Origin of the sequence: Streptomyces sp. NPDC059649 (assembly GCF_042734445.1) — a bacterium.
Classification (GTDB): Bacteria; Actinomycetota; Actinomycetes; order Streptomycetales; family Streptomycetaceae; genus Streptomyces.
The window spans coordinates 19,128-44,662 of the sequence record NZ_JBHWDV010000014.1 but is presented as its reverse complement, the minus strand read 5'-3'; the positions used below and the strand labels follow the sequence as shown (position 1 = coordinate 44,662).

Annotated in this window: 24 protein-coding genes and 1 pseudogene; 9 read left to right on the top strand and 16 right to left on the bottom strand. The window is 71.6% G+C overall.

Features of this window, described 5'->3' with window-relative positions:
- Positions 1-289 precede the first annotated feature (289 nt).
- Complete coding sequence (locus ACFV1J_RS17335; protein WP_385858891.1) at positions 290-472, bottom strand: hypothetical protein; 183 nt, start codon at positions 470-472, stop codon at positions 290-292.
- Between the two features lie 346 nt (positions 473-818).
- Here ACFV1J_RS17335 and ACFV1J_RS17330 point away from each other — a divergent pair, with 346 nt between their 5' ends.
- The gene (locus ACFV1J_RS17330; RefSeq protein WP_385858889.1) at positions 819-1,259 is read left to right on the top strand and encodes a peptidoglycan-binding protein; all 441 of its coding nucleotides are present in this window, start codon (positions 819-821) and stop codon (positions 1,257-1,259) included.
- 223 nt (positions 1,260-1,482) lie between these two features.
- Here ACFV1J_RS17330 and ACFV1J_RS17325 read toward each other — a convergent pair whose 3' ends face one another.
- A complete protein-coding gene (locus ACFV1J_RS17325) occupies positions 1,483-3,576 on the bottom strand; it encodes a hypothetical protein (protein WP_385858887.1) in 2,094 nt (697 codons plus the stop codon).
- 3 nt (positions 3,577-3,579) lie between these two features.
- Positions 3,580-4,026, bottom strand: a complete 447-nt coding sequence (locus ACFV1J_RS17320; RefSeq protein WP_385858886.1) for a hypothetical protein — start codon at positions 4,024-4,026, stop codon at positions 3,580-3,582.
- Positions 4,027-4,426: 400 nt separating this feature from the next.
- On the opposite strand from ACFV1J_RS17320, the gene ACFV1J_RS17315 reads away from it, so the two are divergent.
- Entirely contained in the window at positions 4,427-6,133 is a 1,707-nt protein-coding gene (locus ACFV1J_RS17315; RefSeq protein ID WP_385858884.1) for a hypothetical protein, read from the top strand.
- A gap of 12 nt (positions 6,134-6,145) precedes the next feature.
- On the opposite strand, the gene ACFV1J_RS17310 is transcribed toward ACFV1J_RS17315, so the two are convergent.
- Both ACFV1J_RS17310 and ACFV1J_RS17305 read right to left on the bottom strand, forming a co-directional pair.
- The gene (locus ACFV1J_RS17310; protein ID WP_385858882.1) at positions 6,146-8,266 is read right to left on the bottom strand and encodes an ATP-binding protein; all 2,121 of its coding nucleotides are present in this window, start codon (positions 8,264-8,266) and stop codon (positions 6,146-6,148) included.
- Positions 8,267-8,481: 215 nt separating this feature from the next.
- The gene (locus ACFV1J_RS17305; protein ID WP_385858880.1) at positions 8,482-11,022 is read right to left on the bottom strand and encodes a SpoIIE family protein phosphatase; all 2,541 of its coding nucleotides are present in this window, start codon (positions 11,020-11,022) and stop codon (positions 8,482-8,484) included.
- A gap of 393 nt (positions 11,023-11,415) precedes the next feature.
- Here ACFV1J_RS17305 and ACFV1J_RS17300 point away from each other — a divergent pair, with 393 nt between their 5' ends.
- The 3 genes from ACFV1J_RS17300 to ACFV1J_RS17290 all read left to right on the top strand — a co-directional run bounded on the left by ACFV1J_RS17300 (position 11,416) and on the right by ACFV1J_RS17290 (position 13,462).
- A complete protein-coding gene (locus ACFV1J_RS17300; protein ID WP_385858878.1) occupies positions 11,416-11,937 on the top strand; it encodes a sigma-70 family RNA polymerase sigma factor in 522 nt (173 codons plus the stop codon).
- Positions 11,934-12,761 carry a hypothetical protein gene (locus ACFV1J_RS17295; protein WP_385858876.1) on the top strand — a complete coding sequence of 276 codons (828 nt, stop codon included), beginning with the start codon at positions 11,934-11,936 and terminating at the stop codon, positions 12,759-12,761. Before ACFV1J_RS17300 ends, ACFV1J_RS17295 begins: the two co-directional genes overlap by 4 nt.
- Positions 12,762-12,835: 74 nt before the next feature.
- The gene (locus ACFV1J_RS17290; protein ID WP_385858874.1) at positions 12,836-13,462 is read left to right on the top strand and encodes a hypothetical protein; all 627 of its coding nucleotides are present in this window, start codon (positions 12,836-12,838) and stop codon (positions 13,460-13,462) included.
- Between the two features lie 191 nt (positions 13,463-13,653).
- Here the strand turns inward: ACFV1J_RS17290 and ACFV1J_RS17285 are convergent, their stop codons facing one another.
- Both ACFV1J_RS17285 and ACFV1J_RS17280 read right to left on the bottom strand, forming a co-directional pair.
- The gene (locus ACFV1J_RS17285; RefSeq protein ID WP_385858872.1) at positions 13,654-14,478 is read right to left on the bottom strand and encodes an SDR family oxidoreductase; all 825 of its coding nucleotides are present in this window, start codon (positions 14,476-14,478) and stop codon (positions 13,654-13,656) included.
- A 16-nt stretch (positions 14,479-14,494) separates the two neighbouring features.
- Complete coding sequence (locus ACFV1J_RS17280) at positions 14,495-14,845, bottom strand: winged helix-turn-helix transcriptional regulator (RefSeq protein WP_385858870.1); 351 nt, start codon at positions 14,843-14,845, stop codon at positions 14,495-14,497.
- Positions 14,846-14,921: 76 nt separating this feature from the next.
- On the opposite strand from ACFV1J_RS17280, the gene ACFV1J_RS17275 reads away from it, so the two are divergent.
- Positions 14,922-15,602, top strand: coding sequence for an NADPH-dependent F420 reductase (locus ACFV1J_RS17275; protein WP_385858868.1), 681 nt, complete (start codon positions 14,922-14,924; stop codon positions 15,600-15,602).
- Positions 15,603-15,788: 186 nt separating this feature from the next.
- On the opposite strand, the gene ACFV1J_RS17270 is transcribed toward ACFV1J_RS17275, so the two are convergent.
- A complete protein-coding gene (locus tag ACFV1J_RS17270; RefSeq protein WP_385858867.1) occupies positions 15,789-16,142 on the bottom strand; it encodes a DoxX family protein in 354 nt (117 codons plus the stop codon).
- Positions 16,143-16,447: 305 nt separating this feature from the next.
- Between ACFV1J_RS17270 and ACFV1J_RS17265 the strand changes: the two genes are divergently transcribed.
- Positions 16,448-17,188, top strand: coding sequence for an SDR family NAD(P)-dependent oxidoreductase (locus tag ACFV1J_RS17265; RefSeq protein ID WP_385858865.1), 741 nt, complete (start codon positions 16,448-16,450; stop codon positions 17,186-17,188).
- Positions 17,189-17,431: 243 nt separating this feature from the next.
- Here the strand turns inward: ACFV1J_RS17265 and ACFV1J_RS17260 are convergent, their stop codons facing one another.
- The 6 genes and pseudogenes from ACFV1J_RS17260 to nsrR all read right to left on the bottom strand — a co-directional run bounded on the left by ACFV1J_RS17260 (position 17,432) and on the right by nsrR (position 22,544).
- Positions 17,432-18,910 (bottom strand): FAD-dependent monooxygenase, encoded by a 1,479-nt coding sequence (locus ACFV1J_RS17260; protein ID WP_385858863.1) that lies wholly within the window; start codon positions 18,908-18,910, stop codon positions 17,432-17,434.
- A 184-nt stretch (positions 18,911-19,094) separates the two neighbouring features.
- Positions 19,095-19,700, bottom strand: a complete 606-nt coding sequence (locus ACFV1J_RS17255; RefSeq protein WP_385858861.1) for a TetR family transcriptional regulator — start codon at positions 19,698-19,700, stop codon at positions 19,095-19,097.
- 111 nt (positions 19,701-19,811) lie between these two features.
- Positions 19,812-20,264, bottom strand: coding sequence for a VOC family protein (locus ACFV1J_RS17250; protein ID WP_385859209.1), 453 nt, complete (start codon positions 20,262-20,264; stop codon positions 19,812-19,814).
- Positions 20,265-20,448: 184 nt separating this feature from the next.
- Positions 20,449-20,691: pseudogene (locus ACFV1J_RS17245) on the bottom strand (hypothetical protein); the annotation flags it as partial.
- A 5-nt stretch (positions 20,692-20,696) separates the two neighbouring features.
- Entirely contained in the window at positions 20,697-21,911 is a 1,215-nt protein-coding gene (locus tag ACFV1J_RS17240; RefSeq protein ID WP_385858859.1) for a globin domain-containing protein, read from the bottom strand.
- A gap of 189 nt (positions 21,912-22,100) precedes the next feature.
- The gene (gene nsrR, locus ACFV1J_RS17235; RefSeq protein ID WP_385858857.1) at positions 22,101-22,544 is read right to left on the bottom strand and encodes a nitric oxide-sensing transcriptional repressor NsrR; all 444 of its coding nucleotides are present in this window, start codon (positions 22,542-22,544) and stop codon (positions 22,101-22,103) included.
- Between the two features lie 171 nt (positions 22,545-22,715).
- Between nsrR and ACFV1J_RS17230 the strand changes: the two genes are divergently transcribed.
- Together ACFV1J_RS17230 and ACFV1J_RS17225 are read left to right on the top strand one after the other, a co-directional pair.
- Positions 22,716-23,144 (top strand): cupin domain-containing protein, encoded by a 429-nt coding sequence (locus ACFV1J_RS17230; protein WP_385858855.1) that lies wholly within the window; start codon positions 22,716-22,718, stop codon positions 23,142-23,144.
- Positions 23,145-23,238: 94 nt separating this feature from the next.
- Positions 23,239-23,661 carry a DUF779 domain-containing protein gene (locus ACFV1J_RS17225; protein WP_385858853.1) on the top strand — a complete coding sequence of 141 codons (423 nt, stop codon included), beginning with the start codon at positions 23,239-23,241 and terminating at the stop codon, positions 23,659-23,661.
- Between the two features lie 185 nt (positions 23,662-23,846).
- Here the strand turns inward: ACFV1J_RS17225 and ACFV1J_RS17220 are convergent, their stop codons facing one another.
- Positions 23,847-24,794, bottom strand: a complete 948-nt coding sequence (locus ACFV1J_RS17220) for a hypothetical protein (RefSeq protein ID WP_385859207.1) — start codon at positions 24,792-24,794, stop codon at positions 23,847-23,849.
- Positions 24,795-25,001: 207 nt separating this feature from the next.
- On the bottom strand, positions 25,002-25,520 hold the full coding sequence (locus ACFV1J_RS17215) for a lytic polysaccharide monooxygenase auxiliary activity family 9 protein (RefSeq protein ID WP_385858851.1): 519 nt from the start codon (positions 25,518-25,520) through the stop codon (positions 25,002-25,004).
- Positions 25,521-25,535 lie beyond the last annotated feature (15 nt).

Below are 25,535 nucleotides of genomic sequence, written 5' to 3'. Positions count from 1 at the left end.
GGGGCGTCCTACGCAGAGCCTGGGAGCGGTCACCGCTCGACACCTGCTACCTGACCGCCACTGACGAAGGAAACGGCCCGCCAGAGACAAGACCAGCCGAGGAGGACCCGGTGCCCAGCAACGACGACGACCCCGGGCGGACTCCCGCCTCAGGTCCTGACCTCGTGCAAGAGATCAGGGACTCCTTCCAGGCCGTGCTGGACGCCTTGGATGCCGTACGCGCCGACCTCCTGAGCGACGAGCAGCCCGAACGCGTCGAGAGGCCGTCTCCGCCCCGGAGTCGGCACCGTCAACCGACCGGCGACGGCCGCTTTCCCCAGCCGATCCCGTCCCCGTCCCCGTCCTCGACCACATGCCCGTCCCCGTCCCTCTCCCCGTCCTCGTCCCCCTCCCCGCCCCCGCCCCCGCCCTTGACCCCGGCTTCGTCTTCGTCCGGCGGGACACTGCCGGCCGGACGTGTGTCGGCAGGCACGCCACCGGAGTGGCCCGAGCCCCACCGTCCAAGTGCCCCCGAGCCTCATCGGCCAACTGACACTGCATCGCTGCCGACTGTCGGCCTGCGCCAGGCCGACACCCCGCATGCTGTCGCGGCGGAGCCACCGGCCCTGCTCCAAGGGCTGGAGGCCGTCCCGCCCCCGTCGGTGGGAGAGCCGCCGACGGCCTGTGGGCCGGCCCCGGAGGCGGTCGCGCCGACCCTGGCTTTCGCCACTCCCGTTCCGCAACCAAAGGGATCTGCGCCCTCCGTCCGCGCCCATGGGAGGAGGGCTCGTGACCGACGGCGGCGATTCACCGGTCGCGGGAACCTGCGAGTCGCCGGAATGCTGGGGCTGGGCGCGGCGAGCGGACTCGTCCTCGCCTCTTGGCTGCTGTCCGCCCTCAACGCCGAGCCTGCGACGTCCTCTTCGCCCCCCGGGCACCGGGAAACTCCACTCCCGGCGAGTCCCTCGCCGAACGACCCCTCTCCCCCGGCTCCAGGGCGGACGAACCGCCCGCAACCCGGCACCCCGGACCCGCCGCTCCCCGAAATCCCGGGCACGGGTGTCCTGCGCCAGGGCGACAGCGGCCATGGGGTCTACGAGTTGCAAGTTCGGCTCCGGCAGATACCGGGCATCTACGACGACGGCGCGATCGACGGCCGCTACGGCGCGGAGGTCAAAGCGGCCCTGACCCGCTTTCAGGAGCGCTACGGCGTCCGCGGGGACGAGAGCGGGGTCTACGGCGACCACACACGTCATGCCCTCATGCTGCGGACCGAATGACCAGCGGCAGCGGGCCACGGACCCCGGGCTCAACGGCGGCGCCGCTCGTGGCAGGACGAGCGACAGTACGGCCCGCGACGGCACGGTCCGAGCCACCGGGCTCCGCCGGTGCCCGATCGAGCGCACCGCGCTCTGTCATCTGCGTTCGGCGCACAGGTCCTTGGCCCCGGGCGGACGATGCCTGTCGCTCTCCTGGAAGCCGCAGACGGCCCGCGCCCAGCCATCAGGCCTTTGGCAGGTGGGCTCGTTGCCGCGTCAGGTGTTCCTGCAGGCGGGAGTGGCGGAACTGGTACACCGGGCCGACCGCACGCAGGAGGTTGCGGCGGCGTGCGTCCTCCAGGAAGGACAACAGACGTACCGGAGTGCCTTCCTTGGCGGAGAGCTGTACGGCGGCGAGGGCCGTGGCGACGGCAAGGTTGCGGACGAGGCAGGGAATGAGGATGGTCCAGCAACCGGTGCTGAGACCGATCAGGATGCCGTCCCGCCACCCGAGAGCGTGGGCCGTGACCGGGATCTGCCACAGCATGAAGGTGCTTCCCGCCGTCAGGCCGAGGAGCAGCCGCAGTCCGATGTGGTGCCGCCACACGTCACGCGGGCCGATCGACCGGGTGTCCACCACGGCAGCCCGGTCGCTCTTCCTGAGTGCGGCGAAGGACGGACCCGAGCCGAAGCCGAGCAGGGTGCCTTTGACGATTCCGAATCCGCTGCCGCTGACCATCGTCGCGGCGAAGCCCCACACGAACGTCAGAAGGGCGCAGAGCCAGAACGGCATCGGATCTCCGCGGAGTTGGTAGCCGTACCAGAGCGCGCAGGCCGAGACGGTCCATATCCCGGCGCCCACGGTGAGGGAGAACGGTGTGAAGACGTCGCGCCATCCCGCGCTCGGCAGCGGCTGGCGCTCGCTGAATCTCATGTGCAGCCCACCGGCCACGAACCCGCCGCCGATCGCCGTGAGGAGCCCGAGCAGCATGCCCCACACGGGCCCCCAGGCGTACGAGAACGTCAGGCCGGAGAGTGCACCGAACGTCGGTCCGACCAAGGCCGCCAGGAGTATCGCCCGGGGCCGCGGTGCCGCCCAGGTGGGGATGTGCCACCAGCACAGCTCATGGGTGCCCTCCTCGGCCAGCCGGGCGGCCAGGTGGCGCAGTGTCCGCTCGGCGATCTCGGGCGAGTGGCGGGGGCGGCGGTCGGGGTATCCGTCGCGCGGGGTGTAGGCGGCGGTGACCACGTGGTCGAGCAGGTGGTGCTCGATGTCGCGCGGACGGGGAAAGCGAGCGGTGTCGAGCAGTTCGTCAACCGGGCTGTCGTCCCCGTAGACGTCGAGCACCAGCGTGATCCACAGAGGTCTGGACAGCACCTCGGCGACGGCGCTGCCCGGCCGGTCCTGGAGGTGTCGGGTGAGCTTCTGCCAGGCGGACGAGGACGACGCGCGGCGCGAATGCAGCAGGTACGCGGCAGCGTCCCGTGGGCACACCTCTTGCAGCTCCAGTGCGAGGGCGCCGCTCAACCGGGCCTTCTTGGCGGTCAGCCGGGCTTCCAAGCTACGGGAGAGCAGCACCAGCCGGCAGGGAGCGGACGTCAGGGCGCTGACCATGGCGGCGCGTAACCTACCGGTCACCTCGTCGAGTCCGTCCAGGAACAGCGCGACCCGTCCCTTCTGCAGCAGGGTGCGCGCGAGGTCGTGTCCCTTACGGCTACGGAACGACGTGTATTTGCGGGCGAGTTGACCGGCCGCCCACTCGTCCGCGCGCTCCCTGGCCGGGTCCCAGCCGTTCAGCGACAGCAGTACTGGTACGGGGATGTGCTCCCGGTCCGTGGGGTTGGCGCGGGCGCGGTACCTCAGTGCCTCAAGGAGCAGGAGCACGGCGGCGGTCGTCTTGCCCGCCGCCGGAGGGCCGACCAGCAGCAGGCGGCCCGAGGCCACCCCGCCGTACACGTCGTGCAGGCCCTTCAGGTCACCGCCGTCTCTCAGGTGCTCGCCGGTGAGGGGGTCCAGGCCGGGCAGCGGCGCGAACCGGGCACGTGTCCCTACGGCGGTGGCGCCCGCCGGCGGGCCCGCCACTTTGCGCTCGGTCACCCGCCACCGCACCGGCAGGGGGGCGGGCTCCAGCAGACGCCGGAATCCGGCCTCGTCTTCCCACTGTTTCTGGACTGCATCGGCCAGTGTGTCGGCCGCCACATCGAGCGGTGACCGCGGTGTGGTGGAGAAGTAGTTGTTCTGGACGCTGTGATCGCCGGTCTGAAGGTTGACCGGCCCGTAGTGGGTGTTGCCGGCGGACTGTCGGGGAATGCCGGATCCGGACCCTCTCCTCCCCACCTGTCACCCCTGGGTCCCGAAATAGTTGGTCTGGGTGCTGTGGTCGCCGGTCTGGACGTTGGTGGGCCCGTGGAAACTGTTGCCGGACAGCACTCCGCCGGAGGACCCGCTCGCGTTGCCGAACTGCCGCTCCAGGGCGCGCAGTTCGTCGGCGAACCGCTCGCGCTGCTGTTCTTCCAGGCTGCGCAGCACGGAGAGGAACTCCTCTTGCCACAGGTGCGCATGCCTGCCCCGCACCCGCTCCCGATTACCGTCGTCAGCGGCGTTCAGATCCGCGGCGGTCGTGTCGAGCTGATCGAGGGCCTCCTCCTCCCGCCGGGAATCACCGCGGCCGATCAGCCGCGCGCACCGTGTCCGGAACCAGGCCCACAGATCCGAGCCCGCGGCCTGCACCACGGCCCCGGCTCCGGCCGCCGCTGCCGCCGTCATCGCCTCGGCCAACACGGTCACTCGCCTCCCGTTTCCCGTCTCCAGGCGGCCCGCACGCGCACCACACGTTGTCGCCTCGGCCGGGCCGGGCCGCCTCGACCTGATCATCCCCGGCGTGGAGCAGCGGTATTCATGCACGCCCATTGATGCGCTCCGGCATCCTGTCGCAACTCGTAACTCCCAGACTAGCGAAGGGAGTTGGCAGGCACCGTCAGCTCCCTTGACTTCCTGCGTGGGACGCCGATCGGTACGCCTTGATGATGATCCGCGGCCCACTCTTCCGAGCGGCCCATGACACCACCCGGCCAGGGGCGAAGGCTTTCGACGGCGTGCGGCTGGCTAGGGTGATCGGGAAGCGCCGCGGGTGGCGTGCAGCCAGCAGGAGGTGACAGTGGGGCCATCCCATCCCCCGGTCATACGCGTGCCGGTCGGGGACGGCTCCGATCGTTGGGTCAGCCGGGCGGCGCGTCGCCGGGTCCTGCTCGTGGTGCACAACGTCACCTCCGCCGGACGCCTGCTGGACGTACTGCCGCTGTTCCACGACGACTTCCGGGTGCAACTGCTGATCACCTCAACGGAGTCGTCCGTGTTCCAAGGCGGAATCCGGAAGCTGTTCGCCGAGTTGGAGCTGCCCGTCATGCCCTGGGATCAGGCGCTGCGGACGCCCGTAGACCTGGCGATTTCTGCCAGTTTCGGTGGTCAACTGCACGACCTCAAAGGCAGATTGACCGTTTTGTCGCACGGTGTGGGATACACTAAAAAGCTCGCCGAGCCGGGAGCCGGGAGCCGGGAGCCGGGAGCCGGGAGCCGGGAGCCGGGAGCCGGGAGCCGGGAGCCGACGTTCGGGCTGTCGCCGGACTGGCTGCTGGTGGACGGCGAATCGTTCGTGGACGGACTCGTACTGTCACATCCGGAACAGCTCGAACGCCTGCGCCGCGTATGTCCCGAAGCCGAGAAGGCAGCCGTGCTCGCCGGCGATCCCTGCTTCGACCGCATACTGGCCGCGCGCCCCTATCGGGAGCGGTTCCGACGCGCGCTGGGAGTGCGCCGCGGACAACGGCTCCTCGTGCTGAACTCCACCTGGAACCCGGAAGGTCTCTTCGGGACCGGCGGTGACGAGGACGTCCTGCCCAGCTTGTTGCCGCGGCTCGCCGCCGAGCTGTCGGCGGACGATTACCGGCTCGCCGCCGTCCTGCATCCGAACATCTGGTACGGGCACGGCCCGGGCCAGATCCGCGTGTGGCTGGACCGGGCCCGCCGCAGCGGCCTGACCCTGATCGATCCGGTGCACGCCTGGCGCCAGGCCCTCCTGGCGGCGGACGTCGTCCTGGGGGACTTCGGGGCCGTCACCTACTACGCCGCAGCGCTGGGCCACCCCGTGCTGCTGGCGGCCACCGGGGAGGGGCGGCTGGACCCCGACACACCGCTGGCAGCGTTCGTCCGCGGCGCTCCGCGGCTCGACCCGCACGGCCCGTTGCACGATCAGCTCGCGGAACTGCTGGCGCGGCACCGGCCGCTCGCCGGGCCCGCGGAGTTCACCACCTCGGCACCCGGAGCCTCCGCGGAACTGCTGCGGCGGCATTTCTACGCGCTGCTGGACCTCCCCGAGCCCACCGCCGCCGCACTGCTGGAGCCGCTGCCCCTGCCGGAGTTCACTCCCCCACTGCGCACCCACCCGCTGGATGTCCGTACCCGTGTCCGCGGCGTGGAGGTCGTCGTCGAGCGATCCACCGGGCATCCCTACGACGCTGTCGGCGAGACGCACCGCGCCGTGCACGAGGACACTCGCGATCCCGGCGACCTGGCGACGGCCGATGTGATCTGGCGCGACGGACCGCCGGACGACCCGCGCCTGGGTGTCCCGGACGCGTGGACCGCGGAAATACTGCGGCGTCACCCGCACTGCTCCCTCGCCGCGTACGTCAGCGGGCCGGACCGGTGCACCGTGCGCGCCCGTGGCGTCGGCGTCTTCCGCCTGTCAGCGGGTCCGGCCGCGGACGCCGACCCGGCGGTGTACGCCTCGGCACTGCACGCGTGGTTGGCGCACGGCGGCAAGGTGCCTCCGGGCGGGACGACGCTTCGGGTACGCGTGGCCGGCGGTGTGCATCCGATGGTGTGCACCCGGTGACGGCGGGGGCGGCTACGCCACGGCTTCGCAGCGCTGCCGGAGGCGAGCGAGGTACGCCAGGTGCGGAGTCGCCCCCTCCGGCATGAGCAGACGCTCCGCCTCGGCGATCCTGGCCAGCGCCGCGGCGTCGTCGCCCGCGTCGTGCAACGTCTCGGCGAGATCGGTGAGGACCCGGCCCTGGTTGTACGCCTCGCCCTGTTCCACGAAGAAGTCCAGCGCCCTCTCCAGGTGGATGCGGGATTCCTCCCACCGTTCCAAGCCACGGAGGGCACGCCCCTGGTGGCGCTCGGCGAGGGCGAGGGCGCGTGGCAGATCCTCCGCGCCGTCCTGCCCGGAGGAGATCCGCCGGTACAGCTGTTCCGCCTCGACGAACCGCTCGTGGGCCGCTCCGTACCGCCACCGGCTCAGCAGGTGCAGACCCCGCAGCTCCACGGACGAGGCTTCGCCCCGCACATGGCCCGCCGCGCGCTCGCCCGCGACAGCCAGCTGCGTCTCGCGGTCGGCCTCCTCCCACCGCCGCAATTCGCCGAGGCAGTGACCGAGTTGGAAGTGGAGGGCGGCTGCCGTACGGGAATCCAGGTCCTGCTCGTCGGCGCACCGGGCCGCGAGCTGCAGAGCGGGCAGCACCTCGTCCCAGTACCCGGCCTTCAGCTGGAGCGGCCACAGCGCGCGGGCCAGCCGCAGCACGACGCCGAGGTGCCCGTATTCGTGGGCCACGGAGACCGCCCGGATCACGTTCGCGGCCTCCGCCCGCAACGCCGCCATGCCCGCGGCCTCGTCGCGGTACGGCGTGCCCTCCGCCGGGGCGGGCTCGACCCGCCAGCTCCGCGGCAGTGCGGCATGTGCGGCGTGCAGTGCGCGGTTCAGCAGATGGTCGAGTGCTCGGGACACCGACGCGGCGCACTCCGCGATGCCGTGCTCCGGGCCCGCGGCGTCCGCCAGGAGTCGCCGTACCTCGGGGCGGAAGCGGTAACGGCCTTCGTGCAGGGGTTCCACCAGCTGGGTGTCCGCCGCTTCGGCCAGCATGCGGTCGGCCTCCTCGGGGGTGACGTCCGCGGCGGCCCCGGCCAGATCGGCGTCGAACGCGGGCCAGCCGCCCACCGCCGTCAGCCGGCACAGCCTTGCCGTCCCAGGGCCGAGCCCGCGGCACGTGGCCCGGGCGATGCCCTGCACCGGAGAGCGCCCCAGCGCGCCGTCCGCCGGGTCCGGGAGCGACGGTTCCGCGGTCAGCAGACGCAGGGCCGCGACCTTCAGGGCGAAGGCGTTGCCCGCACACCGGCCCAGCAGCGCCGGCAGCTGCGGCTTGGCGAGAGCGACCTTCTCCGGTCCGGCGACCTTCCTCAGCAGCTTCACCGCGTCCCGGTCCTTCAGCCGCGGTACGGCGATGCGCTCCGCTTCCAGTGCGAAGGCCGGGCCGGACGCGATGACCAGGAGGAAGACCTCCGGGGTGGCGGGAAGGAGGGGGCGGACCTGCGCGACGGAGGAGGCATGGTCGATCACCACCAGCGCCCTTCGACCGGCCGTCAGCCGCCGGTACAGCTCTTCCCGCCCGGCCTCGGTGGGCGGGATCCGGCCCCGCTCGACCCCCATTTTCCGCAACAGACCGAGCAGGACGGCCGACGGCCCCGGCCCGCTCTCCCCGGCCACGTCGCGGAGATCGACGTAAAACTGTCCGTCGGGATACCGGGCGAGCTGGCCGGCGCCCCAATACAGAGCCACCGCGGTGGTTCCGATTCCCGGCGGCCCGTACAGGAGGGCAGCCCGTGGCCGGCCCGCTGCCGGCCGGACCGCCTCCCGTGTCAGGTGCTTCAGTACCCGTTGGCGGTCGGTGAAGTTCCTGGTGGCAGGCGGCAGTCCGGCGCCCGGGGTCAGCAGCACGGGGTCCGGCATGCCCCGCAACAACTGGGCCCACTCGCCGTTCCGCTGCCGGTCCCCGTCCAGCCTGGCGTGCAACTCCCGTGCCAGTACCTCCCACCCCGCCGGACCGGCCGGCAGCGGCGCCTCCCGCCCCAGGGTCCGTCTCACCAGAGCGCCCGTCGACACGAGCGCCTGCTTGCCCATCTCCCCCGCGGCGCCATTTCCCACTGCGGCGAGGAATGCGGTGAGCGCCCCCACCGTCACGATCTCCAACACGCCGGCCCCTCCCCTGGTCCTGCTGCGTCCCCTGCTGCGTCCGCTGCTTTCCCCTGGCCGGACTGTATCCCCGCCGAAGCAGCCGGATGGATCGATCCGGCCCGACCCGGTCCCGTGTTCCACCAAGGTAGTTGTGAGGCGCCAGGGCTTTTTCGGCGGCGGATCACTCTCGTTCTGCCCCGGGACGGCACACCTGGTGGAATCCGCAACCGTCCTCATCCACCTCCGGCTCCGCCGACGCCGGGCTCCCACGCCTGCTCCGCCCAGATGGTCTTGCCGTTGCGTACGTAGCGGGTGCCCCAGCGGGCGGTGAGTTGGGCGACCAGGAAGAGGCCACGGCCGCCCTCGTCGGTGGTGGCGGCGTGGCGCAGGTGGGGCGAGGTGCTGCTGGTGTCCGAGACCTCGCAGATGAGGTGGTGGTCCCGGATGAGGCGGAGGGTGGCCGAACCGCTGCTGTAGCGGTAGGCATTGGTGATCAGCTCGCTGACGATCAGCTCGGTGGTGAGGGCCATCTCCTCCAGGCCCCAGTCGTGGAGCTGGGCCGCGACGAGCTTCCGGGCCTCGGCAGCAGCGGTCGGTTCGGACGGCAACTCCCAGGTGGCCACCTGGTGTTCGGCCAGGCAGCGGGTGCGGGCGGCGAGCAACGCGATGTCATCGCTGGGACTTTCGGGGAGCAGCGCGTCCTCCACCGCCTCGCAGAGGTCGTCCAGCGAACGGGCGGGATCACTCAGCGCCCCGCGCAGAAGGGCCAGCCCCTCGTCGAGATCACGGCGCCAGGCCGCCAGGAGTCCATCGGTGTAGAGGACGAGCAGGGAGCCCTCGGGCAGCTCCACCTCGGCGGTTTCGAACGGCAGCCCGCCCAGGCCGAGCGGTGGGCCGGCCGGGAGATCGGGGAAGTCCACCCGTCCGTCCGGTGTCACCACCGCGGGCGGCGGGTGGCCGGCGCGGGCGAGGGCGCAGCGCCCGGAGACCGGGTCGTAGACCGCGTACAGGCAGGTCGCGCCGACGATCTGGGGAGAGGGGCCGACGATCTGCGGAGAGCGCTCGTCGGTCGCTTCCTGCTCGGCGGCCAGCCGGTCCACGAGGTCGTCCAGGTGGGAGAGGACCTCGTCCGGCGGCAGGTCGAGGTGGGCGAGGGTGTGCACCGCGGTGCGCAGCCGGCCCATGGTGGCCGCCGCGTGGATGCCGCGGCCGACCACATCTCCGACGACGAGGGCGACCCGGAGTCCGGAGAGCGGGATGACGTCGAACCAGTCGCCACCGACGCCGGCGGTGGTGTCGGCCGGCCGGTACCGACGGGCGACCTCCACCGCATGGTGCTCGGGTACCTCGCGCGGGAGCAGGCTGCGCTGCAGCGCGACCGCGGCCTGTTGCTGCTGGGTGAAGCGGCGGGCGTTGTCGATGCACACGGCGGCGCGGGCGGCGAACTCCTCGGCCAGCGTCAGGTCGTCCTCCTCGAACGGCTCGGGCCGGCGCCACCGCCACAGGCTCACCACGCCCAGCACGAGGCCGCGCGCGACCAGGGGCACCGCGATGAGTGAGTGGACGCCCAGTTCGCGGATCCGCTCGACCCGTTCCGGCTCCAGTGACGACCAGGCGGGGGAGAACCCCAGGACCGGTTCGAGGACGGGACGTCGCTCGGCCAGACATCGGGCCTGCGGTGCCTCCGGAGGGAAGTGCATGGTGTGGCCCACCGGGAACATCACCGTCGGCGCCTCGGGCGACACGCTCCGCACGGCCGCCCTGCACAGGGCTGCCGACGGCTCCTGACCAGACTCCTCACCACGGGCCGCCGTCTCGACGTGACCAGGCTCCTCGCCGCGGGCCACCCTCTCGACGTGACCAGGCTCCTCGCCGCGGGTCACCGCTTCGAGCAGGTCTACGGAAGCACAGTCCGCGAGGTCGGGGACGGCCACCTCGGCCAGCTCGCGTGCCGTGGCCTCCACGTCGAGGGTGGTGCCGATACGGGCGCCGGCGTCATTGAGCAGCGCCAGTCTCCGTCGCGCCTGATAGCGGTCGGTAACGTCCTCGACGAGCTCAGTGACACCAAGGATCCGCCCGGACGAATCCTGCATCCGGAAGGCCGACACGGAGACGAACATTTCCGTGTGGGGATCATGCCGCAGATGGCACGGCTGCTCGGTGAAAATCAGCGGTTCACCCGTTTCGAGCACCCGCCGCAGCCCCGACTCGACCATGGCCGTGTCCCGGTCGACGACGAAGTCCCCGATGCGCCTCCCCCGGTAACGCTCGGCCGGAAGCCCGCCGAAGCGCGCGATCGCCCGGTTCACCCGTAGCAGGCTCAGGTCGGGCGCGAGGACGGCAAGGCCGATCGGGGACCGGCGGAACATCCCGTCCAGGACCGACCGGTCCGTCTCCCACTGGATCACCTGCTCCGCCGGCGCGCTCACGAGGTGCCACTCGACGCTGGTGCCCGACCGCACCACCGCCCGGGCCCGGCAGCCCAGCTCAACCCGTTGACCACCCCGGTCCCGTACCGGGATGACCCCGAACCAGCCTCCGGCGCTCACACAGGCCGCCACCGCCGCCATGACGACGTCCTCGTCGCGTGGGTCGAGCAGGAGGTCGCGGGCCGCCCGTCCCAGCACCTCCTCGGGCGAGTAGCCGAGCAGCGCCTCGGCGCGCTCGCTCCAGCCGACGACCCGCCCTGTGTCGTCCAGCAGGGCAGAGGCCGAGCGACGCACCGCAAACGGGTCGTCCGGGCTCTCACTGAACGTGGTCACCGGTGTGTCCATCACTACCACCCTCGTACCACCCCGGCCAGATCGCGCGCCGAAGGGCGGAGTGCGTGTGCCCGGGGACCCCTGCGCGCCCTGCATGAGCGCCCGCCCCGCACACCGCACTGACGCGGGCTGCGGCGTCAAGCGGCTCTCCCTCCCACCGCCGGCGCGACTGCGCTCGTGGCGCGGTGGGGCTCGCGGCCCGGCGGGACTCCCGGCGCGGTGCGGCCCCCAGCACGGTGGGGCCCCCGGCTGATCGTGGACAGATGGCGGCCGGCGGCCGACCCCACTCGCCCCGGCTCTGCCACTCGCCTCGGCCCGTCTGCGATCGCGCGGAATTCCTTGCCGTAAGGCCCCAACCGGGCGGGTGAGTTGTTCGTGGAACCGGGTGAGGGGATCGGAGGGAATGTGGCCGAATGGTCAAGGCTTCTGGCCGAGCTCGCGCAGCAGCGCGGCGCGGAGCTGAACCGGTATGGCTTCCTGCTGTGCGGCGATCGCGCGGAGGCCGCCGACCTGGTTCAGGAGGCACTGGTACGGGTCTTCTCCCGGCCCCGCCGTGCGTGGGAACTGGGGGAGGCGGAGGCATACGTACGCCGCACGATGCTCAACCGCTATCTGGATCTGCACCGGCGCCGCGCCCGTTGGATCCGCGCGCTTCCACGGCTCGTGTCCGCGGCGCCCGTTGCCGACCACAGCACGGACGTCATGCACCGGATCGACCTCATGGACGCCCTGCGCGGACTGTCGCCGAGGCAACGGGCCTGTGTGGTGCTCCGTTACTACGAGGACATGTCCACCGCGGACATCGCCGCGCGGCTGGGCTGCGGTGAAGGCACGGTCAAACGTCATCTGAGCGACGCGCTGGCACGGCTGGGCACCCGGTTGCGGCTGCCCACCCATCACGCCGCGGAGGAAAGGCTGGAGACATGAAACCCGAGGAGCTGCGCGAGCAGTTGCTGGCCGCCGCGCACCGCACCGCGCCGCTGGAGATCGACACCGAGCGCGTCCGGACCCGGGTGCGCCGGCGCAGGGTCGCCCGGTATGCGGCCGTGACCGGGACGGGCCTGGCCGTGGCCACCGCGGTGGTGCTGAACACCCTGCCGTCCGCGTCCCCACCGGAGCCCCAGACACCGATGGGCTCGGTACACAAGCGGCCCCCCGCCACCAGCGGCGCCGAACCGGGCAACACCCCGGGCGCCGAACCGGGCAACACCCCGGGCGCCCCACCACCGCTCCCGCACTACACCTGCGGCGCGAGGATCCCGGCGAGTTCCGGCCGGGGAACCGTGACCGTGCGCGTCTCCGGTGTGGCCAAGGCTCCGGACGGAACCCCACGGGTCAGCTACGCGGTGACCGCGACCGCCCCCACCGTCCTGTCCGGCCGGCCACGGATCCTCGTCCTGAAGGACGGTCGCGTCGTGGCCGGTCAGGATCCGGCCGGACCACCGGCCACCCACCCGCCAGGAAACGAGAACCGAAGCGAGACCGGAAGCGAGAACGCAAACGGGAACGCAAACGGGAACGGAGACGAGAACACCGCGCGCCGGACGCCCCTCACCCCCGACCGTCCGCAGCGTGCCCAACTCGCGCCCGTACCGGGCCGTCCCTGCCCGGGAACCACCTGGAACTCGATGTGGAAGGACGGCTACGAAGTGGCCGTCGTCCTCCCCACCGAGCCCACCGAGCACGCCACGCCCCCCGGCACCCGGGCTCCCGATGCCTTGATCGTGGCCCGTACGCCCCTGACCGAATGAACACTCCGCACCGCTCCCGACACATCACTCCCGACTTCGCGACTTCGCGACCTCACGACCTCACGGAGGAATCCATGCGCCGCACCCTGCTGCCCGCCGTCCCCGCCCTGCTGCTCGTCCTCGCCGGATGCGGGGGCCAGTCCCACGCGGTGACCGCCGCTCCGGCCCACCCCGCCCCGACCACCACGAGCCCGTCACTGCGGGAACAGGACCGCTCCCTCCCCTGTGGCAGCACCGTCGAACGCCCCGTCGTCGTCAGTGGCCCCGACGAGCCTCTGCAACTGACCATCACGTCCCTACGGCGCCAGGGCTCCAGTCTGCGGACCGCCTACCGCATCACCTCCGGCGACCGGAAGGAGATGCTCAGCCTGCCCATCGGTCAGATCCCGCCCACCGCTCTCCTGCTCAAGCACGGTGTCATCGTCGGCCGCCAGAAGCCCGTCGCGCACAAGGGCCCGGACGGCAGTCCGGCCATCGGGTATCCCGTCGGTCGGCGCCCGTACACGGGAACCCTGGCGATCAACGGCCTCTGCCCCGGCACCACCTGGTCCGACGTGGACCAGCACCCCGGCAACTACCAGGTGCGCGTCGTCATGTCGTACCAGCCGCAGAAAGCACCCTCCGACAGCCGGCCGGCAAACGGTGTCGCCCTGCTGCCCCTCCTCGAAGCCACCCGCGACATCTCCCCAAAGAGCCACTGAACGCGCCAGACACCCGCCGGCCCACGTCATAACAGCTCGCCCAATGGTCCGACGTGACGCAAGCCAGGCAGTGCCTGCGGCACGCCGACCACGGTGGGGTCGCGGGCGCTCGCCGGGCGCCCCTCACCCACCGGCTCGGAAGCGCAGCATCAACGGCGCCGTTCTCTCCCCCACCCCCGAGCGGTCGTGGGTCAAGCCGCCACGGTGAACTGCGAGGCGCCGCGCAGGGTGGTGCGCAGCTTGCGTTGGGTTGCGCGGCTGTCGAGGCGGACGTCGAGGGCGCCGGGAAGTGTGCTGTCGGCACGCAGGCCCGTGGGCAGGCGGGAGGCGTCGAGGCCGTCACGCCGGGCGATGAGGACGCCGAGTTCGTGGCGGCTCACCGCCTCGGCTCCGGCGAGATGGTGGATGCCGCTGGTGTCGCACGACGCGAGCTCCAGGAGGGCCGCGGCAAGATCGGCGACGTGCACCGGGCAGCGGATGTCGTCGGTGAACAGGGCGCCGTCGCGGGTACCTGCCGCGAGTTCATGGACGGCACGTTCGTGGACGGACTGACCGTCGCCGATGATCAGCGAGGTACGGGCGACGACGGCCTCCGGATGCACGAGGAGGACCCCGGTTTCCGCTGCCGCTTTCGCCGCCCCGTACGGGGTGACGGGATCGGGGTGGCAGGACTCGTCGTAGTGGACGCGGGTGCCGGAGAACACCGCGTCGCTGGAGACATGGACCAGACGACTTCCGTACCTCGCCGAGGCCATCGCCAGGCGGACCGGGCCCTCGGCCGTGACCGCCCAATCGGCTTTGCCGCTCGATGTGTTGACGATGAGATGCGGGCCGACCCCGTCCATGACCGCGTCGATGCGCCCGGGGTCCCGCAGATCGAGGGCGTGCCACGCAACCTCGCGAGGGTGGCCGGGCCTGGTCGCGTAGGTCGCGGCCGTCGTGTGCCCCGCCGCTACCGCCTGCCGGACCAGCTCCGAGCCCAGGAACCCGCTACCACCCACGATCAAAACTCTCATGTGTCGGGGTGAATGCTCATCCGTCATGGCGTTCTTGGGCCGCCATGACCTCATCGCCGTGCTCGAAGGCCCAGGCGCCGAATGTGTCGATCGGGGTGAGCAATGTCCGCCCCAGGGTGGTGAGTTCGTACTCGACACGCGGTGGGACTTCGGCGTAGGCGTGCCGTTTCACCAGTCCGTTGAACTCCAGCCGCCGCAGGGTCTGCGTCAGAACCTTCGGGCTGATGCCGCCGATGGTCTCGCGCAGTTCGCCGGGCCGCCTGGGACCCTCACGAAGAGCCCAGATCAGCACGGCGTTCCAGGTGTTGGAGAGGAGGTCGAAGGCGAGTCGGGCGCGGCAGTCGGCGAGATAGGCGTCGGTCGTCACGTACCAAATGGTGCCTGACGGGCTGCCTAGTGTCGTCCGGCAAGCGGTTGCAGCAGACGCGTAGAGAGGCGGAGCGATGAGGATCAGCGTACTGGGAACGGGAAACATGGCGGACGCGCTGGCCACGCACTGGGTGCGGGCAGGGCATGAGGTGTTCATCGGGGGCCGGGACGAGCAGAAGGCCCGGCGGCTCGCGACGCGCCTCGGGGGTGGAGCTCGGCACGGGAGTCTTGATGCGGCGGCCGGTTTCGGTGAGGTGGTACTGGTCGCGCTTCCGTACGGCGTCGGGGTGGACATCGCCAAGGGGCTGCAGGCCGCGCTGAGCGGGAGGGTGCTCCTCGACTGCGCCAATCCGGTCGGCCCCGGCTTCCAGCTGCTGACGGAAGGCGGCCCCTCGGCGGCAGCCGGCCTGGCCGCGGCGGCACCGGCTGCGTATGTCGTCAAGGCGTTCAACCTCTGCCACGAGGACGTGTGGCGGATGACTCCGCCGGTCTTCGACGGGCAACTCCTCACGGTCCCGCTCTGCGGGGACAACGAGATGGCACTGACCCGGGTCCGTGAATTGGTGCGGGATGCGGGTTGCGAGCCGGTGGCCGCGGGCGGCCTGGAACGGGCCGGTTTGTTGGAGGCAACGGCCGCGCTGTTCATCGGGCTGTGGGTCGGAGAATCGGCGGACGTACGGGCGATGACACCGCCGCTGGCGTATGCGGCAGGGCCACGAACCGGGGGTGTGGAGGGGGCGATGGGTGCTGGGTAGTGCGTAGACGTGGCGTCACGGGAGGGGTGCGTCCTCGTCCTGGCCAGGCCAGGACGAGGACGGTACGACGTCACAGCTGGCAACCTCATCGCTGTCGTCGACGTACAGACGTCGAGCTGGTGCGGGTGGTGGTGAACATCCGCTGAGGTCAGCTGTATCGGCACGTCCGTTCCGGTGGGTCGGGGGTCATACCGCTTGGAGGGCGAAGACCAGTGCGGCAGTGCAGAAGGCGAGCATGCCGAGGGCATTGAGGAAGAGGTTGCGACCGTAGTCCTTGGCGCGGAGGTGCAGGGAGATGGCAATGAGGAAGTAGACCACCAGTGAGGCGGTGGTGAGGACGGCCATCGGCAGGAACCAGATGCCGACGATCAGGCCGACCGCCGCGGCGGTCTTCACCACGGGCACCCACCGCCAGTACCGGCGGGGAAAGTGCACGTCCTCCAGGCAGGCCCGGATGAAAGCGACGGGCCTGAGACACAATGCGGCATCGCCGAGCTGGACGGCGGCCAGGCCGGCGAAGAGCCACCACGGGTGGATCACGACGGACACCTCATCTCGTAGAGCTGTTGGGGCTGTTGGGGCTGTTGGGGCTGTTGGGCTTGCTAGCGCTGTTCGGGCTGTTGGGGCTGCTAGCGCTGTTCGGGCTGTCGCATGAAGGACGGGCGGGGGCCGGTGATTCGTGACATCGCCGCGGCACGGGATCCGCCCGTCCGGCCCGGCGTCCGCAGCGCAAGAGGGAGAGAGGGGACTCTCAGCGAACGTCGCCGTCGGCCGAGCGATCGCCGCGACCCGCCCCGCACCGGCCGACCGGTCACCGGGTGACGGCCATGGCAGGATTCCCGATCATGACGCTTGAACCATCGGATCGGCCCGTTGCCCTGGTCACGGGGTCCACCTCGGGGATCGGGGAAGCCGTCGCACGGCGGCTGGCGGCGGACGGCATGCGGGTCGTCGTGCACTCGCGGCGCAGCGCGGAGGCCGGGGAGGCACTGGCGGCGGAGCTCGGCGGGGCGTACGTACGTGCCGATCTGGCGGTGGAGGAGGAGGCCCGCGGGCTGGTCGAGGCGGCGCTCGGCCGGTACGGGCGGCTGGACGTGCTGGTGAACAACGCGGGCATCAGCTGGCCGATCCCGCACCATGACCTGGCAGCGGCGACACCGGCGGACTGGCGACAGCTGCTGGAGGTCAATCTGATCGCACCGTGGGTGCTGTGCACGGCGGCGCTGCCGGCGCTGCGCGAATCCCCCGGCGGCGGCAGCATCGTGAACGTCACCAGCCATGCCGGGGTGCGCCCCAAGGGCTCCTCGGTTCCGTACGCGGCGAGCAAGGCGGCACTGAACCACGTGACCCGGCTGCTGGCCGCCGCGCTCGCGCCCGATGTACGGGTCAACGCGGTGGCCCCGGGCCTCGTGGACACGCCCATGACGAAGGACTGGGCGCATGCGCACGACATCTGGCGGGAGCGCGCGCCGATGCGCCGCCCGGCCCAACCCTCCGAGGTGGCCGACCTGGTGGCGTCGGTGCTCACCAGCAGCTATCTCACCGGCGAGGTCATCATGCTCGACGGCGGGCTGAACCTCACCTGAAGCGCCCCCCGACCAGAGCTGCAAGGCCGCGTGGGTGGCACTTCGGGTCGGCCAGGTGGCGCCTCCCGACCGCGCGGGTGGCACTTCCGGCCGCCTCGGGGGGGCGCTTCCGGCCGGCCAGGTGGCGCTTCACGCCGGGCGGAGCCTCAGCAGTGGTGCGTCAGGCCGGGCGGCGCTTCACGCCGGCCGGCTGTTGGGCCGGGCGGGCGGCCACCTCGCGCGCCTGCTGGTCCGTGCTGCCGTTCAAGCCGCCGTGAACCAGGTGCCCAGCGCTTCGTGCAAACCGTCGCCCGTGGTGCCTTGCCAGGCGACGTAGCAGTCGGGCCGGAGCAGCAGTGCGGTGTCGAGGTCCGGGACGGTCACGGTGTCGACCTGCGAGGCCCAGGGCCCGGCATCGAGGGTGCCCGTCGGATCGAGGAGGAGCGGCCGGCCGGTGCGGGTCAGCTCGCGCAGGTCCGGCAGGCCTTGCAGGCCCGACAGGTCCGGCGCCCACCGGCCGACGAGCGCTCCGGTGGCCGGTCCCATGTCGTAGCTGAGGTCATCGCCGGACAGCAGATGCGCGAGGTGCTGCCGCGTCGCAGGCCGGTCGAGCAACTCACCGAACAGTTCCCGCAGTGCCGTCACCTCGCTGCCCGGCCGGGTCAGCAGGGACTGTGCCTGCGTGTGCATGGCGACCCGCCGCGCGGCCGGGAGCCGTTCCGTCTCGTAGGTGTCCAGCAGCCCCTCCGGTGCATGGCCACGCACCTCCGCGGCCAGTTTCCACCCGAGGTTCACCGCGTCCTGCAGGCCCAGGTTGAGCCCCGGGCCGCCGATCGCCGAGTGTACGTGCGCGGCGTCCCCGAGCAGGAGGACGCGGCCCGCGCGATACCGCGAGGCGATCCGGGTGTTGCCACCGAGCAGCCGCCGCATCATGTGCGGTCCCGGCCCGGCCGGCGGGCCGAGCGGCACCTCCGCACCGAGCACCCGGGCGACGCTGGCCCGCAGCTCGTCGAGCGTGGCCTCGCCCTCGGCCGGCTGTCCCCATTCCACCGTGCTGATCAGCGGATCGCCGTCGGGGAACGGTGCCCAGGCGATCAGGCCGTGTTCGGTCCGCAGATGCCGGTACGGCGGAACGGTGCCGAAGCCGGGCACGACCAGGCCGCCATCGGCCCCGACCCGCTCCCGGGGCACGCTGACGTGTGCGGTGCGCGACACCGAGTCGTCCCTGGTCACCCCGGGGAACTCGATCCCGGCGAGCCTGCGCACCACACTGTGCCCGCCGTCGGCGCCGACCAGGAACGCCGCTTCGACCGGCTCCCGCCCGCGCAGCTCGACCAGCACCGAATGCTCGCCCTGCGTCAGGCCGATGACCTCATGGCCGCGGCGGACCTCCACGCCCAGTTCGGCCGCGCGCTCAGCGAGCATGAGCTCTATCCGGCTCTGCGGCACCCGCAACGTGTGGAGCGGGTTGTCCGGCAGGCCGTTCAGGTCGAGCGGGAACGCACCGAAGACGTAACTGGGCGCGGGCCGGGGGGTGTTGGGGGCACCGGGTACGGTCAGCCGCTCGTACAGCCCGCGCCGGTCGAGCATCCGGACGACCTGACCGACCAGCCCGTTCGCGCGCTGCTCGGAGGTCGGTTCGGCGAGGCGTTCCAGCACGAGCGGCCGCGCACCGGCCAGGGCGAGCTCACAGGCGAGCATCAGGCCGTTGGGCCCGGCGCCCGCGATGACGACGTCGATCATGAGTGGGTTTCCGTTTCCAGGCAGGGGACATCGGCCCGGCGGGAAGGTGCCGGGCTTGCCGTCCGGGGTGGTGGTGCCTACGGGTGGACGCCTATGGAAGGGGCGCCTACGGAAGGGGACGCGTGCGGACGGGGACGCATTGCGGAAGGGGATGCGTACGGGAGGGGATGCGTGCTGGTGGTGCCTACGGCTTCGACAGTCCCGCTGCGACCCGGGTCAGGGCGTCCGCGAGCAGACTCCTCACCGGTACCGGCGGGTCGGTGCGGAGGTGGTGCGCGGTGGCCGTGTTGATCGCGGCGACGACTGCGGACGCGACGAGGTGCGGGTAGAGGTCCTGCTTGGGATCGGTACCGGTGCGGTCGCCGACGGCCGCGGCGATCTCGGCCTCGGCGATGGCTCCGGCCCGCAACATCTCGCCCTGCAGGGCCGGTTCGGAGACCATCATGCGCACCCCGGCCGTCCACTGAGCCGCGTCGGCGATGGGATGGGCGGCCGACTCGGCGTCCGGCCCGAACTGGGCCAGCACCGAGCGGGTGATCGCCTCCCACAGCGGCTCCTCCGGGCCCTCCCGCAGCGCCTCCGCGATGCGGAGACCGCGGTCGAGGTGGCGGGCGACGATCGCTTCTCCCTTGCTGGAGAAGTAGTTGTTGAACGTGCGCGGGGAGACACCGGCGGCCTCGGCGATGTCCTCCACCTTGACGTTGCCGAACCCGCGCTCAACGGTCAGCCGGACCGCGGCCCAGCTGAGCGCCGCACGCGTCTCGGCCTTCTTCTGCTCTCGCAACCCCATGGCACAGGACCGTAAAGCAAAACTTGCGCGGCACGCAATAGTGCGCACCACGCAAGTTCCCGAACTGACCTGGTGGTTGATGCAGTGACTGATGCGGCGACTGATGTCCCCTCAGGCCACGCAGAACTCGTTGCCTTCCGGATCGGTGAGGACGGACCACTCGCCCCCGGGCTCCTTCACGTGCCGGACCAGTGTCGCGCCGCGTTCCTGCAGCCGGGCCACGGTCGCTTCCCGCTGGCCCGCCTCGGTGTGGATGTCGAGGTGCAGCCGGTTCTTTCCGCTCGCCCTCGGCTCGGGAACGCGGTTGAACAGCAGGCGTCTGCCGCGGCCGGCGCCGCTGACCGGATCGAAGGGGTCCTCGGGGTGCCGGACGGCCGCCGCATCCCGCCAGAACAACCGCCCCTGGAACTCGATGCACAGACTCTCGTCAATCGCCCCCGAGGCCAGCAGCTGCTGGATCAAAGCACTGTTGTCCTCGATCCGATAGCCCAACGCATCCGCCCAGAACACGGCTTGGCGATGCGGGTCACCGGCATCGAAGACCACCTTCCAACCGAGCGCCATGAGACTCTCCTCCCAGTAGGTAGTTGCACGGCCAGGCAAGTGCAGGGCCAGGCAGGTGCGCGGCCAGGCAATGGCACGACGTGCAACCCGATCGGTCACTATCCCTCGTTCCGGCGCGACAGCCGAGCGTGCGGGCGTCTCGAGGACCGGCCGTTCCTCAGTCGGTGACCTTCAGGACGATCTTCACCACGGATACCGGGGGCCGGCCGAGGGCGACCGCGGTGACCACGACGACGGCCGGTACCGCCTCGACCCGGTTGAGTGCCCGGAAGACGAGGCGGCCGATGCCGAGGCCGATGCGGACCGTCACGTCGGGGGCGCGGAACTTCAGGGGCGCCTCCAGGAAGGAGATGGCGACGACCATGCCGAGCCAGACGAAGGCCGCCGCGACGGCCACCGCGGCGGGGCCGGCGTGCGGGGAATGCATGCAGGTCACCGCCCCAGCCACAGATCCGGGCCGAAGACCTCGTAGTGGATCGCTTCGGCGGGGACGCCACGGCGCAGCAGGGCACCGCGGACCGCGCGCATGAAGGGCAGCGGGCCGCAGAGGTAGGCGGTCACGCCCGGGGGAAGGTCGATGGTGTCGAGGTCGACCCGGCCGGTCGACGCCTCCGGGGCCTGGTCGCCCGGCTCCTCGTACCAGAGATGCAGCCGGGCGTCCGGCAACGCGCCCACCAGGCTGCGCTGTTCGTCGCGGTGGGCGTGGTCGGCGGGGGTGCGGTCGGCGTGGAGGACGGTCACCGGGCGGGCGGATCCGGTGGCGTCGAGGTGGTCGAGCATGGACAGCATGGGCGTGACGCCGATCCCGGCCGACGCCAGGAGCAGCGGGCTGTCGCCCTCCGGCAGGACCAGGTCGCCGAACGGGACGGAGACCATGAGCTCGTCCCCCGTACGGGCGTGGGTGCAGAGCCAGTTGGAGACCTCACCGTCCGGCTGCGTACGATCCGCGTCGCTCCCGGTCCCGGCCCGGACCTGCTTGACGGTGATGCGCCGATCGGCGCGGCCGGGGGCGGCGGAGAGGCTGTACTGGCGTATCTGCCAGGCGCCGTCGGGGAGTTCCACCTGGACGCTGACGTACTGGCCCGGACGGAAGGGGGCGGTGGGACGGCCGTCGGCCCGCCGCAGGACGAAGGAGACCGCGTCCGGGGTCTCCTGCCGCCGTTCGACGATCGTCATGCGGTGCCAGACGGCGCCCTCGGCGGCGCCGGCCTCCTGGTAGAGCCGGACCTCGACGGCGATCAGCGCATTCGCCATCAGCCAGTAGACCTCGTCCCAGGCCGCGGCGACCTCGGGGGTGACCACGTCGCCGAGCACCTCGGCGATCGCCGCGAAGAGGTGGCGGTGGACGACCTTGTACTGGTCGGAGGTGATGCCGAGGGAGGCGTGCTTGTGCGCGATCCGGGCGAGCGTCGCGTCCGGGCGGGCCTCCGGGCCGTCCAGCAGCATTTCGGCGAACGCCGCGATGGAGCCGGCGAGGGCCCGCTGCTGGTCCCCGTTGGCCTGGTTGCCCCGGTTGAACAGGTCCCGCAGCAGCTCGGGGTGGGCGTCGAACAGCTTCCGGTAGAACAGCTCGGTGATGTCGCCGATGGCGGCGCCGACCGCCGGGAGGGAGGTCCGGAGGACCGGGGTGGACTGCTCGGAGAGCACCGCGACTCCTTAATACGCTAATGATCTTCTTATTTAGGCGCGCGACGCGAGGGCGCGTCCAGCAGCGCGATGACGTCGGTGAGGTCGGTGAGACCGGTTCCGTCGGCGAGACCGGTGACGCCGGTGACGTTGATGGCACCGGTTACGCCGGTTACGTTGATGACGCCGGTTATGCCGGTGGCGCGAAGGTCATTCCGGCGGGCGGCCGACCAGGCCGATCAGGACGGGGCCGGTGGGTGAGGCCACCAGGTCCGTCACGGTCAGCGGGTCGAGCGCGGCGTAGAACGCCTCCTGGGCGTCGCGCAGCGCCCTGCGCAGACGGCAGGCCGCGCGCAGCGGGCACGGGGGATCGCCGTCGCAGGAGACCACCTCGCCCTCGCCCTCCAGCTCCCGGACCAGCCAGCCGACCGACGCCCGCCGGCCGAGTCCGGTCAGCGCCAGGCCGCCGCCGCGGCCCCGTCGCGCCTCCACCACGCCCAGGCGCTGGAGGCGGGTGACCGCCTTCGCCATGTGGGTGTAGGGCACGTCCATGGCCTCGGCCACCTCGCGCGTGGTCAGCGGGTCGCCCTCTCCGGAGACCGCCAGGCGCATCACGGAACGCAGCGCCAGGTCGGTGAACTTCGTCAGCCGCACATACCGGACGTTAGCAAAGACGCATGTTAGATTCCTATTCAGATACGCCCGGGAGCGCGTGGAATGCATCACGGGCGAGGCCGCCGACAGGCGAGACTGGTACGGGGGTTGGCCCCGTGGAGAGCCCGTTCCGCCGGCGGGCAGGCAATGCACATCGAACAGGGCACGTGTATGACTGTGGAAAACGACGGCTCCGCCGGACCGGACGGTGACGCACCGGTCCCCCGCGTGCTGTGCGACACCGGGGCCCTGACCGCGGGCGCGGCGCTCGACGGTGCGCCGGCCGGTGCGCTCTGGCGGCTGGCGGAACCCGGACGGCAACTCGACGCCAATGTCGTGCGCATCCCGCCGGCCGGGCGGGTGGCCCCCCACACCGAGCCGGATCTGGACGTCCTCCTGCTGGTCGTCGCCGGAGACGGCACCCTGCTCTCCGCGGACGGGTCGCGTCCGCTGGCCGAAGGCAGCCTGGTCTGGCTGCCGCACGGTGCCACCCGTGGCCTGGTCGCGGGCGCGGGGGGCCTGTCTTACCTGACCGTCCATCCGCGCCGGCCCGGCATGCGGATCCAGCCACCCCCGCCCGCCGACCGCCGCCGGCCGTGAACGCCTTCGGCCCCGGACGGCCCGTGCAACCCTCTAGCAACCTCACAAGGGGTTGACTGAAGGCAGTGGACCTTACGTTGATGCGGCGGGTGGTGTGACTGTGGACGCGGGCGCGGATGCGGGTGCGGGTGCGGGTGCGGGTGCGGAGCGGATTGCGGTGACCGGGGCGGCGGGTGCGTTGCTGCGGTCCTTGCGGGAGCAGCACGGGCCGCTGATGTTCCATCAGTCCGGCGGCTGCTGTGACGGCAGTGCGCCGATGTGCTACCCGGCGGGGGAATTCCGTACGGGCGGGTCGGACGTGCTGCTCGGGCGGCTGGCGGTGGCGGGGGTGCCGGAGCCGGTGGACTTCTGGATGTCGGCGAACCAGTTCGCGCGCTGGCGGCATACGCATCTGACCGTGGACGTCGTACCGGGGCGCGGCAGCGGGTTCTCCCTGGAGGCGCCCGAGGGGGTGCGGTTCCTGATCCGCTCGCGGCTGCTGACCGAGGAGGAAACGGAGCGGGCGGGCCACGACTGAGGGCCCGGAACGAGGCAGCGGTGAGACATGGCGAGACCCCACGCACGGGGGAGAGCGTGGGGCCTCACCTATAGGAACGGGTGGACGCGGGAAGTGGTTCCCCTTCTGTGAAGATTCGGGGAAAGAATCTTTCGGGCCGAGGAAAGGGCCCACTCGGGACGGGTGTTCCGACCGGACTCGCCCGCTCAGCTCTCGCCCTGTACCAGGCGTTCGAGGAGTTCCTGGAATTCGCCGTCGACGACCACGCGCAGACCGTCCCCGTCCGGCTCGCTGAGCGGGGTCATCACGCCCCGGCGCCACCAGAAGACCCGCGGGCTGATGGCGCCCGCCGCGTCCTCGTGGCCGGCCGCCGCGAACTGCGCCATGGCCTGGAGCGCCGGGATCACCTGGGCGTCCTGGATGCGGTGGAACGCCAGCTGGTGGCGGAACGGCATGGCGACCAGCGCACCGTCGGGGGTGAGCCCGGTGCCCATGAGCCGCTGGACCAGGTCGTCGAGCACCAGCACCCGGCTGGCGGTGAAGAAGGAGTCGCCGAGCAGCACTTCGAACGCCGAGCCGTCGCCGCGCCGTACCGTCTCATGGCCCTCGACGGGCAGGGCGCGGAGGTTGTTCATGGCCCGGATCCGCAGTTCGGCGACGTCCCCGAGGTCGGTCAGCGAGTCCTCGCTGAGCATCTGCACCGCTTCGGGCAGATCGAGCGCGAGGACCTCGCACAGGCCGGGTGCCGGTTCCCGGCCGTAGCGGAAGGAATCCGAGGCGGGCAGGGTCTCCTGGGCGACGACCCGGGGGTAGAGGCAGGCGCGGATCTCGTCCGCGGAGAGCACGTCCAGCGGCTGCGGGCCGTCCATGGTGCGCAGCACCTTGCCGACGTGGTCCCGGATCAGCCCGGGCCAGGCGCGTTCGCCGCGCCGGTCGCGGTGGCACACCGCGGCGAGGTTGCCGAGGCCGAACTGACGCCCCGACGAGTCGGTGACCACCCCCGCGTACGCGGTGACCTCCAGGCCGTGTTCGGCGAAGGCCTGCCGGACCTGGGAGCGGAAGACGCCGCCTTCCCGCTCGGAGAAGAAGCTGAACTCCCCGTCGCGTGCCAGGTCGCGGGGATCCCGCTTCGGTCCTCGGCGGAACAGGCCCATCTCTTCCTCCCGGCAGCGGCCACGCACAACGGCCATGAATGGGCCGATCGTAACGGGTGCGCCGGCCGGCCCCGTCACCCTGCTGACCACTGGTCACTGCCGTGACGCCGCAGGGCGACGGGGCGGGTGGGGACGGGGGCGGACGAGGCGGACGAGGCGGATGAGGGGGACGTGCGCGGAGGAAGCGGGGCGGCCGCCGGTACCGGGTCAGCCGCCGATGGTGACGTCGATGCAGGCGTAGAAGGCGTTCGCGGTGTCGGCGATGTTCCAGACCGCGAGGATCTTCTGCCTGCCCGTGATGCCGCCGAAATCGACGGTATGGGTCACGGTCTCCGGGGGCTGGGCGCCGCCGCCGCTGAACTCGGCGACCTTCCTTCCGCCCGCGAAGTACTGCCAGGTACTGGTGGCATGACGGGCCGTCAGCCGCCAGGTGAAGGTCTGGGTGTGGCCGATCGGGGTGACCTTCCAGCCCTTGGAGTCGTCGTCGAGTTCGGCGAACCGGCTGTTGCCGCCGCTGCAGCTGGTCAGGCCCTTGGGGCCCTCGACGCTCTGCGGTTCCCACTTGATGGGTCCGCAGTCGATGGTGCCGGCGGCGCACTGTGCCTGGCGGCTGGGGGGTGCGGAGACATAACCGTGGGCGCTGGCCGGGGTGACCGGCAGGGTGACGACGAGCAGCGGGGCGATGCCGGCGCCGATGGCGAGGGCCAGTTTTCTTTTCTTGTTCATGTCAACCCTTTCGCG